Origin of the sequence: Aeromonas sp. 19NY04SH05-1, from assembly GCF_040581895.1 — a bacterium.
In the GTDB taxonomy this organism is placed as follows: Bacteria; Pseudomonadota; Gammaproteobacteria; order Enterobacterales; family Aeromonadaceae; genus Aeromonas; species Aeromonas enteropelogenes.
In genome coordinates, this window is record NZ_CP095328.1 from 2510421 (window position 1) to 2522268 (window position 11848).

The window sequence follows — 11848 nt, forward strand, 5'->3', positions numbered from 1 at the left end:
TGATGCAAGCCAGCCCCCTCGAGCGGCCGTCATGCTGATCTTCACTTCTTCTGACAGCGGGATCCCCCATGAATCTGATGCTCTACCTTGCCACCGTCCTTATCTGGGGCAGCACCTGGATCGCCATCGCCTGGCAGCTCGGCCCCATCCCCATCGAGGTGTCGGTGCTCTATCGCTTCATGCTGGCGGCGCTGGCCCTGTTTGCCCTGCTCACCGCCAGCGGCCGCTTTCCGCGCCTGCCCTGGCACGGCCAGCGTTACGCCGCCCTGCTCGGCGCTCTGCTGTTCTCCACCAACTTTCTCTGCTTCTACCACGCCACTCTCTACATCCCGAGCGGCCTGTCGGCAGTGATCTTCGCCAGCGCCAGCATCTTCAACGGGATCAATCTCTGGCTGTTCGAGGGCAAGCGGCCGGGGCTGCGCTGGCTGCAGGGGTCGCTGCTGGGTCTGCTTGGCACCTTGCTGCTGTTCTGGCCCGTGCTGGCGGATGCGCAACTGGGTACAAACGGTTGGAAGGGATTGCTGCTGGCCTCTGGCGGTACCCTCTGCTTTTCGCTGGGCAACCTGGTGTCGGCCCGAGGCCAGCGCCACGGCTATCACGTATTGCAGCTGGTGCCCTGGGGCATGGTGTACGGGGTGGTACTGCTGCTGGGCTGGGTCACCCTGCTCGGCCAGTCGCTGGTGATCCCGACCGATGGCCACTATCTGGCCGCCATGGTCTATCTCGCCCTGTTTGGCTCAGTCATCGCCTTCACTGCTTATCTCACCCTGGTGGGCAGAATTGGCGCCAGCAAGGCGGCCTACGCCACCGTGCTGTTTCCTCTGGTGGCCCTCACCCTCTCGACCTTCTACGAGGGCTTCGTCTGGCAGACGGTCTCAGTGGTAGGAGTAGTGATCAGCCTGCTAGGCAACCTGGTGATCTTCGCCCCGCCCCTGCGGGAATGGCGCCTGCGCCCAGCCAGGGCGGTGAAGGGTGCTTGATCCCGACCCCGCCTGCCCCTAAGGTAACGCCTTCCAACGGAGATGACGGGAGGCGATATGTTACTGGAAGGGCTGGAGACGCTCTGTCTGCTGGCAAGCGAGGGCACCATGGCCAAGGCGGCCAGCCGGCTCTACATCAGCCAGTCGGCGGTGAGCAAGCGGATCGCCCAGCTCGAGCAACGCCTTGGCAAGAAGCTCATCGAACCGGACGGGCGCCAGACTCGCCTTACCCCGCAGGCGCTGGAACTGCTCGCCCGGGTGGCGCCGAGTCTGGCGGAGATCAAGGGGGTGCTGGCGGACAACCAGCCCCTGACGGATCAAACCCCGCTGCCCATCGCCTGCTCCGAGACCCTGCTGGCGGGCTACCTGACCCGCTTCATGCACGAGTACCTGCGCCGCGATCCCCATCTCGCCCTCTCCACCCACCACACCCCGGTGATCCTGGCGCGGGTGCGCAGCGGCGATGCCCTGCTCGGCATCTGCGCAGGCCGGCTGCCTCCCGGCCACGGGCTGGGGGCCGAGCTGCTGCTGGAGGAGCCCTTCTATCTGGTGGGTGACGATCAGCAAGCGGCATCAACGCCGGATCAGGGGAAAGGGGAAGCGGGAGCCATGCGCAAGATCCTGACCATGGATCTGGAGAATCCCTCCAACAGCTATCTGCGCGAACCGCTGGCTGAACTCGGGCTGGAACCTGTCATGGAGCTCGACTCCTATCTGGCGCTGATCGAACTGGCCAAGGCGGGCATAGGCCCGGTGCTGCTGCCGGCGGGCCTGCTGACCCTGGTAGGCGAACAGGGTCACAAGGCACGTCCCCTGCCGGGGCTGGGACGCCCCCTGCACCTTATCTACCGGCCAAACAGCCTGAAGCGGGCACGGATCGCCCAGCTGGTGAGTGCGCTGCGCGCCCACTTTCAGCCCCTGTCAGGGGCCCGTCAATAGACCCAGGCGAACAGCTCGGGATACTGGCTCCAGACCAGTTTGGCGGACATCAGCAGGGAGACGGTGACCAGCAGGGGCTTGATCAGCTTCACCCCTTTTTGCAGCACCATCTTGGAGCCGAAACGGGCGCCGATGAACTGACCAAGGGCCATGGCAAAGCCGACGCTCCATACCACCTTGCCCCCTAGGGCAAAGAACAGCAGGGAGGCGATGTTGGAGGTGAAGTTGAGCAGCTTGGTGTGCGCCGTGGCCCGCGCCATGCCAAAACCGGCCAGCGCTACGAAGCCGATGGCAAAGAATGACCCGGTGCCGGGTCCGAAGAAGCCGTCATAGAAACCGACCCCGCCCCCCACCAGCAAGGCGAACACCATGGGAGTGAGCCTGCGGGTACTCTCCGCATCGCTCACTCTGGGGGAGAAGAGGAAGTAGCAGGCAAACGCCATCAGCAGGAAGGGCAGCAGCCGCTCCAACACAGCGGCATCTATGGTCTGCACCGCCAATGTGCCCGCCGCCGCCCCGATGAAGGTGCAGATCACCGCAGGCCAGATCATGGACCACTCCAGCAACCCCCGACGGGCGTAAAACCAGGTGGCTGAGAAGGAACCGAAACTGCTCTGCAGCTTGTTGGTGCCAAGCACCAGGGCTGGCGGCATGCCGGTGGCCAGCAGGGCGGGTACCGTCAGCAGACCGCCGCCTCCGGCGATGGCATCGATAAAGCCGGCGACAAGGGCAACGCCAAACAGGGCGACCAGGGTTAACAGTTCCAATTCCATCCTTAGACCTCGTGAGATGATGAGCGAGCGCCACGGCGCCGGATCAGGGGCGTTTGGCGTGGCGAACAGCCAGATACTGGGTACAGGACGCTATCCTAGCGAGGGTGAGTCCATGAATCTAACGAAACAGTGTCAGACAACCCATTCCTGATTTTCATCAATATATTCCCTGCCCCATTGCTGGCTGCGGTGGCCTTATGGCTCCTGCATCCTCTCCCTTATGGCCGACAGGGCCTGCAGCAGGGGGGCTTCATCCTCGCCGGGAGCGCGGCTCACCCGCCCCGCCATGTAACGACTGCTGAACAGGTTGAACCAGAGCTGCAGCGCCTGACCCACCGCGGGCTGGCTCGCCACCTCCAGCACGCAGGCCGCCACCTCGGCGGTGCAGAGGTGCTCGTCGCAATTGGCCACCCGCATGCCATAGGTGGAGAGCGCATCCGGCCTGATGGCAAGCACGGGGAAGCCGTCCAGATAGGGGCTCTTGTTGAACATCTTGCGCGCCTCGGGCCAGGTGCCGTCAAGCAGGATGAAGAGCGGCTTTTTGCCCGGTGCCAAAACCACCTCTCCGGTCACCCGCGCCGGATCTTTCTCGCAATCAGGGAACACCACATAGGGCTGCCAGGCGGGATCCGCCAGCAGGGCCAGCAGCTCTGGATGAGGCTGGGTGCGGGACCAGAGAAAGGCCCAGGTGGAGTCCGGCAGCACATCGGCAATCAGACGCCCCGTGTTGGAAGGCTTCATCGGCTCGCTGTCGTACATCAGCAGGCAGAAGCCGGCCTCGGCTTTGAACTCGGGGCGCCAGGCGCAGGCACACCAGTCATGGCGCAGCTGGCAGGCAGGACAGCGGGGCAAGGTGCCGCCACGGGCGAGAAACGGTCGGGTAGAGATACTCTTGCGCCAGGCCCGCAGGCGATTGACGGCATGATCGGGAACAGGGGTCATCTTGCTTCACTGAATGGAGTCACACACAGAGGGCCGCGCAGGCCCCCCGAAAAGCGCAGGATTGTACCCAGTTGTGCGGTCTCAGAACAGCACTCCCTGCCGTTTTCAGCCCCGCAACAGCTCCAGCAAGAGGCTGCCGTCGCGCAGCGCCTTGTGCACCTGCACCGAAGTGGGCTTGGTGGGGTCTTCGTAGAAGTGGGTGGACTCTATCTGCAGGCGCACCAGATAGTCGGTGGGGAGCTGGCTGGCCAGCGACTGGTGCAGCATGGGGAACAGCAGCCGATCGGCGCGGGTGATCTCCCCGCCCAGCAGCAGCTTGCCCGGATTGAGCAGGCAGATGAGGTTGGAGAGCACCCGGGAGAGGCGGCCCGCCGCCTTGTGCAGTATGTCCTGGCAGAGGCTGTTGCCCGCCAGCGCCAGCTCGCACAGCTCGCGAATGTTGACGCTCTCGGGCAGATCGTACTCCTGCATCCGCTCGCGCAGGTCCCGGTACTGCGCCTCCAGCGCCTGGTTGGTCACCAGGGTGCAGGCACAGCCAAAGCCGCCGCAGTAGCAGCGCTGGCCATAGGGTTCGAGCTGAAGATGGCTGAGATCCCCGAGCAGCGCATTCTCGCTCTCGATAAGCTGGCCGTTGACCACCATACCGACACCGATGTCGTTGTGGACGAACACCAGCACCGCATCGGAGCAGTTCTTGGCCGCCCCCCACTCCCGCTCGGCCTGGATCCAGGTACGCACGTCGCCACTGACCAGCACGGTCACCCCGAACGCCGCCTGCAGGGTGGGCCCCAGCGGCCAGTGGTGCAGATCGTAGTAAGGGAAGTGCTTGACCATGCCGGAGTGGCGTTCCACCTGCCCCGGCAGACAGAGGGCAATGCAGGCCAGGCTCAGGGCCTTTTTGGGCAGAAACGCCTTGATGGCATGCACCAGGCTGCCCAGCAGATCGCCGCGCTCCTCCTCGCTGAAGAGGTGGCGCTGGCGGGCCAGGGAGCGACCGGTGAAGTCGAACAGCGCCATGTCCACGTAGCCACGCCCGAGACGCATGGAGAGAAACTGGAAGCGGCGCTCGTTGATGCGCAGCAGGGTCTGGCGTCGACCCCGCCCCACCGAGCTCTCGCCACAGGGCACCACCAGACCGCCGTCGAGCAGCTCGCGGGTGATCTTGGTGATGCTGGCAGGAGAGAGGCCGGTCAGGCGGGAGAGATCGGTGCGCGACAGCTCCTTGTGCTCTTCCAGACTGGCATACACCAGGCCGTAGTTGAGCTGCCGGATCAAGTCGATACTGCCTTTCACGATCTCATTCATAGGATATGGGTCAAGCACGGAAACAAAGGCCCTGATTTTCACACATTATTGGCCAATTCCCAAATAAACTGCGGCCTGCACGGGAGCAGGCCGCCCTGAACTGACGCCGGTTTGGGGCCAGAGAGAGTCAGTAACGGAACTGGGAGACCAGTTTGCGCAACTTATCACCGGTATCGGCCAGTTCGCGAGTCGTGTTGTTCGACTCCTCCGCCCCGTTGGCCAGTTCGCCGACGATGTGCTGAATGGCCACCAGGTTCTTGTTGATCTCCTCGGAGACCGCATGCTGCTCCTCGGCCGCCGCGGCAATCTGGATATTCATGTCGTTGATGGTGCTGACCGCCGACACCATGCTGTCCAAAGAACTCGCGATATGGCTCGCCTCCTGCACTGTCTCCTGGCTGCGGTCCTCGCTCGCCTGCATCACCTCCACTGCCTGTTTGACGCCACTTTGCAGCCGCTGCAGCATCTCGTTGATCTCCTTGGTGCTCTGCTGGGTGCGGCCGGCAAGCGATCGCACCTCGTCCGCCACCACCGCAAAGCCGCGCCCCTGCTCTCCCGCCCGGGCCGCCTCGATGGCCGCGTTGAGGGCCAGCAGGTTGGTCTGCTCGGCAATGCCGCGGATCACTTCCACCACTGTGCCAATCTTGGCGGTCTCCTGAGCCAGCTGTTCGATGACATCAGAGGCGGTGTGCACCTCGTCGACCAGCCGGTTGATGCTGTTGATGGCCCCCCCCACCACACCACGGGCAGCATCGGATTCACGCGCCGCATCGCTGGTGGCATTGGCAGCATTGGAAGCACTGGACGCCACTTCCTGGGCAGTCGAGCTCATCTCGGTCACGGCGGTGACTACCTGATCCGTCTCCCGGCTGTGGCCCTGCATCTGGTGATCCACCTGCTCGCTCAGATGGTGCAGCTTGTCGACGGCCACGAAGAGATGGTTGCTGGTCTCCCCGACCTGGCTCACCACCGACTGGATCCTGGTCACGAAGCGGTTGAAGGCGGTGGCCAGCTGGCCGATTTCATCCTGACTCTGCACCTTGAGGCGCTGGGTCAGATCCCCCTCCCCGTCGGCGATGTCGTTGAGGGCCGAGACCGCATCCACCAGCGGCCGGGAGACCCGGTTGCCGATCACCACGGTCACCGCCAGGGTCACCCCCAGCACCAACAGGATCAGCAAGACGCTGTTTCGCACCGACTCGTGCATGCTCTCTTCGCGCTGGGTGCGCAGCGCCGCCAGTTCGGTGTCGATATCGTCGATATAGAAACCGGTGCCGATGATCCACTGGTATTTGTCGAGCACCACATTGTAGGAGAGCTTGGGCGCATCCCGTCCGATGGAGGGCTTGGCGGTCCAGTATTCGGAGAAGCCATCTCCCTCACGGGCCGCCTTGACGATCTCCTGGATCAGCAGCTTGCCCTTGGCATCCTTGTCCTGCCAGCGGTTCTTGCCCTCCATCTCGGGACGGGGGGGCAAGAGTAGCGCCGTGCCCTGAAAGTCGTAGACGAAGAAGTAGCCGTCGCTGTTATAACGCAGCGGGCGCAGTATGGACTTGACCTTCTCGCGATTCTCCGGGGTATCGGGCTGGGCGTAGACATCGGCGATGGCGGTTTTCGCCAGCATGATGTAGCTGTCGAGCAGGGCCTTGCGCTCATTCATCGCCCGTTCTCTGGCAACCACCAGGCTGCTCTCCAGATCGCTTTTTGACAGCAGGTAATTGCTCAGGTTGACCACCAGGGCCATCAACAGAACGGGCACGGCCCCTAACAGCAGTATTTTCTGTTTCAGCGTCATCTTTATCATCCTTGCGACATATTGTTGTAGTGATGTGTTCCCACCTTGAGAGTGTAGACAGGCCCCATTGGAAGTGGTTGGCGGGCGCCGGTTTTGGCAAAATGCCCCCATTGATGTGTTACCGGCCCCGGAGCCCCTTTTTCATGAACAATTGTCCTTGCGGTTCAACCCTCTCTCTCGATGTCTGCTGCGGTGCGCTCCACCATGGCGCCCCCGCCGACACCCCGGAGCAGCTGATGCGCTCGCGCTACAGCGCCTTCGTGCTGGGTCTGGGGGAATATCTGGTCCATAGCTGGCACCCTGATTATCTGAACGGGCTGACCGCGACCGAGCTCTCCCAAACCGACACCCGCTGGGATGGCCTCGAGATCCTCGCAAGCCAAGGAGGTCCGGATGATGAAACCGGGATGGTGGAGTTCAAGGCCTGGTTCCTGGAAGGAGATGAGCGCCACTGCCTGCACGAGCGATCCCGCTTCGTGCGCTACCAGGGGCGCTGGGTCTATACCGACGGGGAGCAGGATCCGGCGCAGCCAAGGGTCGGGCGTAACGATCCTTGCCCCTGTGGCAGCGGCAAGAAATTCAAGAAGTGCTGCGGCTGACAACGCAAACAGCATGAGCAAGCAGAACAAGGGGCAACAAGGCCCCTTTTTCATATCTGGCTGGCCGGATGGGATCACCACACGGGATACATTTGCAGCGTGACCATTGTCACATAATGCTCATAAATGGCCATCATCATGAGCGTTTGCGAACATTAACTTGGCCAACATCAAACATTTTCACTCAAAAGTGCGCCACACTGGCCTCATCTGGAAGAGATGAGACGGGCACAATGAAAAGAATAACCACACAAGTCGTCATCATAGGCGGCGGCGCCACCGGCACCGGCATCATGCGCGATTGTGCGCTGCGCGGCATCGACTGCATCCTGCTTGAACGGGATGATATCGCCGCCGGCACCACTGGCCGCAACCACGGTCTGCTCCACTCCGGCGCCCGCTACGCGGTGACCGATCAGGAGTCCGCCCGCGAGTGCATTCAGGAGAACCGCATCCTCAAGCGGATCGCCAGCCACTGCGTGGAAGACACCGGCGGCCTGTTCCTGACCCTGCCGGAAGATGACATCGGCTTTCAAAAGACCTTCATGGACGCCTGCGCCCTGGCCGGCATCGAGACCCGTCAGCTCGATCCCCGCGAGGCGCTGCAGCTCGAACCCAATGCCAACCCGGCCATAATAGGGGCGGTTCAGGTGCCGGACGGCACGGTCGACCCCTTCCGCCTCGCCGCCGCCAACGTGCTCGACGCCAAGGAGCACGGTGCCCGCATCTTCACCCACAGCAAGGTGCTGGGGCTGCTGCGTACCCAAGACAGAGTGCACGGCGTCAAGGCCATCAACACCCGCACCGGCGAGGCGTTCGAGGTGGAGTGTCAGGAAGTGATCAACGCCGCCGGCATCTGGGGCCAGCAGATCTGCGAGTACGCCGATCTCGGCATCCGCATGTTCCCGGCCAAGGGCTCCCTGCTCATCATGGATTACCGCATCAACCAGCTGGTGCTCAACCGCTGCCGCAAGCCGGCGGACGCCGACATCCTGGTGCCGGGCGATACCATCTCTCTCATCGGCACCACCTCAAGCCGCATCGATTACAACAAGATTGATCAGCTCACCGTGGAGCCGGAAGAGGTGGAAGTGCTGCTGCGCGAGGGGATAAAACTTGCCCCCATCATGGCGCGCACCCGCTTGCTGCGTGCCTACGCCGGGGTGCGCCCCCTGGTGGCGGTGGATGGCGACGAGTCGGGCCGCAACATCAGCCGCGGTATCGTGCTGCTCGATCACGCCGAGCGGGATGGTTTGCAGGGCTTCAACACCATCACCGGCGGCAAGCTGATGACCTATCGCTTGATGGCGGAGTGGGCCACCGATCTGCTGGCGAAAAAACTGGGCAACAGCAAACCGTGCCGCACCGCCGAGCTGAGCCTGCCAGGCTCGCGGGATCCGGAGAAGGTCTCCGCCCCCGGCCTCTCGGCACCGGCCGAAGGATCTGCCCAGTATCGCCATGGCGAGCGGGTCATCGCCTTCTTCCGTGACAATCCCAAGGCCAACGCCCTCATCTGCGAATGCGAGATGGTGACCGCCGGCGAAATCGAGTACGCCCTGCGCGAGCTCGACGTGGACAATCTGGTGGATCTGCGCCGTCGCACCCGTCTGGGCATGGGTCCCTGCCAGGGTGAGCTGTGCGCCTATCGCGCCGCCGGCCTGATGCAGGAGTACGGCAAGGCCGATGGCCGCCAGGCCTGCGTCATGCTGCGCCAGTTCCTGGAGGAGCGCTACAAGGGCACCCGTCCCGTGCTGTGGGGAGATGCCCTGCGCGAAGCGGAATTTACCTACTGGATCTATGAAGGCTTGTTTGGCCTGAGTGAATGGACGACGCCCCGTCTGGTGAGCGACGCCGCCCCCCAGAGCCATGCCACAGAGACAAACGAGGAGACGCCCCATGAAATTTGACACCATAGTGATTGGCGGCGGCATGGCGGGCCTCTCGGCGGCCCTGCGTCTGGCCGAGGCTGGCCAGAAGGCGCTGCTGATGGCTTCCGGCCAGAGTGCCCTGCATTTTTCCTCCGGCTCGGTGGATCTGCTGGAGAGCGAGGGGGATCCCCGCGCCGCCCTGCCCGCCTTCATGGCTGCCAACCCTCATCACCCCTATGGCAAGGTGGGGATGACCCATATCGCGGCGAGCCTCGCCGATCTGCAGCGCCACTGCGCAGAAGAGGGGTTGTCGCTGTTTCGCCAGGAGCAGAACCACCAGCGCCTGACCCCCATCGGCACCCTGAAATCCACCTGGCTCTCCCCCGAGACCTGCGCCTGCGTCACCGATGCCCCCGTGCCGGATACCCTGCTGCTGGCCACCCTGGAAGGTTTTCGCGACTTTCACCCGGCGCTGGCGGCGGCGAATCTCGCGACTCACCCCCGTTTCGCCCACTGCCGCATCCTGACCGGTGAAATTCGCATTCCCCAGCTTGCCGAGTTCAGCCGCAATCCCCACGAGTTTCGCTCCGCCGACATCGCCCGCCTGTGCGACAAGCACCATCTGCTGGCGGATCTGGCCCGCGAGATCAGCCGCATGGTGATGGAGTGCGGCGAACCCGGCTGCCGCCATATCGTGCTGCCCGCCTGCCTCTCCCTCGGACTGGTCGGCCCGCGCCTGAGCGATCTGGAAAAGCGCACCGGCTGCACCATCCGGGAGGTCGCCACTATGCCGCCGTCGCTTATCGGCATGCGGATGCAGGAGGCCCTCAAACGCCGCTTCATCGCCCTTGGCGGCACCTTCCTCACCAGCGAACGTGTGCTGGGCGCCCGCTACGAGGGCAACCGTGTTGTCGGCGTGCACACCCAGAACGGCGATGATCAGCTGTTCGAGGCGGACAACTTCGTGCTCGCCTCCGGCAGCTTCTTCAGCCGCGGGCTGGAGTCGCGCCTGCGCGGCATTCGCGAGCCCATCTTCGATGCCGACGTATTGAGCCTCGAAGAGCGCGACGCCTGGGCCGGTCGCCGACTGTTTGACCACCACCCCTTCATGGGCTTCGGGGTCAAAACCGACGAGATGTTGCGGGTGCTGCGCGGCGGCAAGCCGCTTGCCAACCTCTATGGGGCGGGCAGCGTACTGGCGCACTATGACCCCATCAAGGAGGGGTCAGGTTCAGGTGTCGCGGTTGCCACCGGCTGGCAGGCCGCCGGCCACATTTTGAGTTCAGCCCAATGATGATTTCGCCCCATATCCCGTGCCTTCAAACTCGACGGGAGGAGAACTGACATGCTACTGGATCACGCCAACCAAACTTTCGATCAGTGCATCAAATGCACCGTCTGCACCGCCTACTGTCCGGTGGCCAAGGCCAATCCCGCCTACCCGGGCCCCAAGCAGGCGGGCCCGGACGGGGAGCGGCTGCGGATCAAGAGCCCCGAGCTCTTTGACAACGCCCTCAAGTACTGCACCAACTGCAAACGCTGCGAGGTGGCCTGCCCGAGCGGGGTGCGCATCGGCGACATCATCGCCAAGGCCAAGCATCAATACAGCGGCTTCAAACCCGGGATCCGCGAATTCGTGCTCTCCCACACCGATCTGATGGGCAGCATGTCCACCCTGATGGCCCCAGTCGTCAACTTCACTACCGGCCTCAAGCCGATGAAGCTGGTGCTGGACAAGGCGCTCGGGGTCTCCTCCCACCGTTCCTTGCCCAAATACTCCCAGGGCACCTTCCGCGGCTGGTACAAGAAGCAGAAGGAGACCCAGGCCAGCTTTGCGCGCCAGGTCGCCTACTTCCACGGCTGCTACGTGAACTACAACCACCCTCAGCTCGGCAAGGAGCTGGTGCAGGTGCTCAACGCCATGAATATCGGTGTGCAACTGCTCGAGCGAGAGAAGTGCTGCGGCGTACCGCTGATTGCCAACGGCTTCATGGACAAGGCCAAACAGCAGGCGGCCTTCAACATCAAGCAGCTGGAAAACAGCCTGCTTGGCAACGAGATGCCGCTGCTCACCACCTCCTCCACCTGCGGCTTCACCCTGCGGGATGAATACCCCCACCTGCTGGAGCAGGACAACCACAAGGTGCGCGATCGCATCTCCCTGGTGACCCGCTTCCTGTGGAACGAGTTCTACAAGGGCAACAAGCCGGCCATGAAGCCGCTCGGGCTGCACATCGCCTACCACACCCCCTGCCACATGGAGAAAATGGGGGGCGTCATCTACACACTCGAATTGCTGCGTGCCATCCCGGGGGTCAAGGTGACCGTGCTGGAGTCCCAGTGCTGCGGCATCGCCGGCACCTACGGCTTCAAGTCGGAGAACTACGAAACCAGCCAGACCATCGGCGAGGGGCTGTTTGATCAGATAAACCGCCTGAGACCGGATCTGGTCATCACCGATTGCGAAACCTGCAAGTGGCAGATCGAGATGAGCACGGCGTTTCGCTGCGAGCATCCCATCCATCTGCTGGCTCAGGCGCTGGCTTAACTCTCTTCCGGGGGCCGGCCCTGATGCCGGCATTAATTAAAAAGTTCGATTGGTAGAACCAGATAAAAAAGAGCCGGCAATTGCCGGCTCTTTTTATGG

At 63.2% G+C, this 11848-nt stretch carries 10 protein-coding genes; 6 read left to right on the forward strand and 4 right to left on the reverse strand.

Features of this window, described 5'->3' with window-relative positions; genetic code table 11:
- Positions 1 to 68: 68 nt before the first annotated feature.
- Both MRK42_RS11555 and MRK42_RS11560 read left to right on the forward strand, forming a co-directional pair.
- On the forward strand, positions 69 to 980 hold the full coding sequence (locus tag MRK42_RS11555; protein WP_338609989.1) for a DMT family transporter: 912 nt from the start codon (positions 69 to 71) through the stop codon (positions 978 to 980).
- 57 nt (positions 981 to 1037) lie between these two features.
- The gene (locus tag MRK42_RS11560) at positions 1038 to 1919 is read left to right on the forward strand and encodes a LysR family transcriptional regulator (RefSeq protein ID WP_338609991.1); all 882 of its coding nucleotides are present in this window, start codon (positions 1038 to 1040) and stop codon (positions 1917 to 1919) included.
- On the opposite strand, the gene MRK42_RS11565 is transcribed toward MRK42_RS11560, so the two are convergent.
- From MRK42_RS11565 to MRK42_RS11580, 4 genes are all read right to left on the reverse strand, one after another.
- Positions 1913 to 2692, reverse strand: a complete 780-nt coding sequence (locus MRK42_RS11565) for a TSUP family transporter (protein ID WP_042028846.1) — start codon at positions 2690 to 2692, stop codon at positions 1913 to 1915. The two genes, MRK42_RS11560 and MRK42_RS11565, sit on opposite strands and share 7 nt — an antisense overlap.
- A gap of 195 nt (positions 2693 to 2887) precedes the next feature.
- On the reverse strand, positions 2888 to 3634 hold the full coding sequence (locus tag MRK42_RS11570) for a tRNA-uridine aminocarboxypropyltransferase (protein ID WP_338609994.1): 747 nt from the start codon (positions 3632 to 3634) through the stop codon (positions 2888 to 2890).
- A 105-nt stretch (positions 3635 to 3739) separates the two neighbouring features.
- Positions 3740 to 4939: an ROK family transcriptional regulator gene (locus tag MRK42_RS11575; RefSeq protein WP_042071475.1), complete on the reverse strand. Its 1200-nt coding sequence runs from the start codon at positions 4937 to 4939 to the stop codon at positions 3740 to 3742.
- 127 nt (positions 4940 to 5066) lie between these two features.
- Positions 5067 to 6734 carry a methyl-accepting chemotaxis protein gene (locus tag MRK42_RS11580; RefSeq protein ID WP_061477470.1) on the reverse strand — a complete coding sequence of 556 codons (1668 nt, stop codon included), beginning with the start codon at positions 6732 to 6734 and terminating at the stop codon, positions 5067 to 5069.
- 143 nt (positions 6735 to 6877) lie between these two features.
- On the opposite strand from MRK42_RS11580, the gene MRK42_RS11585 reads away from it, so the two are divergent.
- The 4 genes from MRK42_RS11585 to glpC all read left to right on the forward strand — a co-directional run bounded on the left by MRK42_RS11585 (position 6878) and on the right by glpC (position 11749).
- Positions 6878 to 7333, forward strand: coding sequence for a YchJ family protein (locus MRK42_RS11585; protein WP_082037572.1), 456 nt, complete (start codon positions 6878 to 6880; stop codon positions 7331 to 7333).
- A gap of 233 nt (positions 7334 to 7566) precedes the next feature.
- Positions 7567 to 9240, forward strand: coding sequence for an anaerobic glycerol-3-phosphate dehydrogenase subunit A (gene glpA, locus MRK42_RS11590; RefSeq protein ID WP_338610000.1), 1674 nt, complete (start codon positions 7567 to 7569; stop codon positions 9238 to 9240).
- Entirely contained in the window at positions 9230 to 10495 is a 1266-nt protein-coding gene (gene glpB, locus MRK42_RS11595) for a glycerol-3-phosphate dehydrogenase subunit GlpB (protein ID WP_338610002.1), read from the forward strand. The genes glpA and glpB overlap by 11 nt, the downstream gene beginning before the upstream one ends.
- A 51-nt stretch (positions 10496 to 10546) precedes the next feature.
- Positions 10547 to 11749, forward strand: coding sequence for an anaerobic glycerol-3-phosphate dehydrogenase subunit GlpC (gene glpC, locus MRK42_RS11600; protein ID WP_201939833.1), 1203 nt, complete (start codon positions 10547 to 10549; stop codon positions 11747 to 11749).
- Positions 11750 to 11848 lie beyond the last annotated feature (99 nt).

Bases quoted from the DNA above. Each gene is read 5' to 3' on its own strand.
- MRK42_RS11555 (WP_338609989.1), top strand. From the start codon at position 69: ATGAATCTGATGCTCTACCTTGCCACCGTCCTTATCTGGGGCAGCACC.
- MRK42_RS11560 (WP_338609991.1), top strand. From the start codon at position 1,038: ATGTTACTGGAAGGGCTGGAGACGCTCTGTCTGCTGGCAAGCGAGGGC.
- MRK42_RS11565 (WP_042028846.1), bottom strand. From the start codon at position 2,692: ATGGAATTGGAACTGTTAACCCTGGTCGCCCTGTTTGGCGTTGCCCTT.
- MRK42_RS11570 (WP_338609994.1), bottom strand. From the start codon at position 3,634: ATGACCCCTGTTCCCGATCATGCCGTCAATCGCCTGCGGGCCTGGCGC.
- MRK42_RS11575 (WP_042071475.1), bottom strand. From the start codon at position 4,939: ATGAATGAGATCGTGAAAGGCAGTATCGACTTGATCCGGCAGCTCAAC.
- MRK42_RS11580 (WP_061477470.1), bottom strand. From the start codon at position 6,734: ATGACGCTGAAACAGAAAATACTGCTGTTAGGGGCCGTGCCCGTTCTG.
- MRK42_RS11585 (WP_082037572.1), top strand. From the start codon at position 6,878: ATGAACAATTGTCCTTGCGGTTCAACCCTCTCTCTCGATGTCTGCTGC.
- glpA (WP_338610000.1), top strand. From the start codon at position 7,567: ATGAAAAGAATAACCACACAAGTCGTCATCATAGGCGGCGGCGCCACC.
- glpB (WP_338610002.1), top strand. From the start codon at position 9,230: ATGAAATTTGACACCATAGTGATTGGCGGCGGCATGGCGGGCCTCTCG.
- glpC (WP_201939833.1), top strand. From the start codon at position 10,547: ATGCTACTGGATCACGCCAACCAAACTTTCGATCAGTGCATCAAATGC.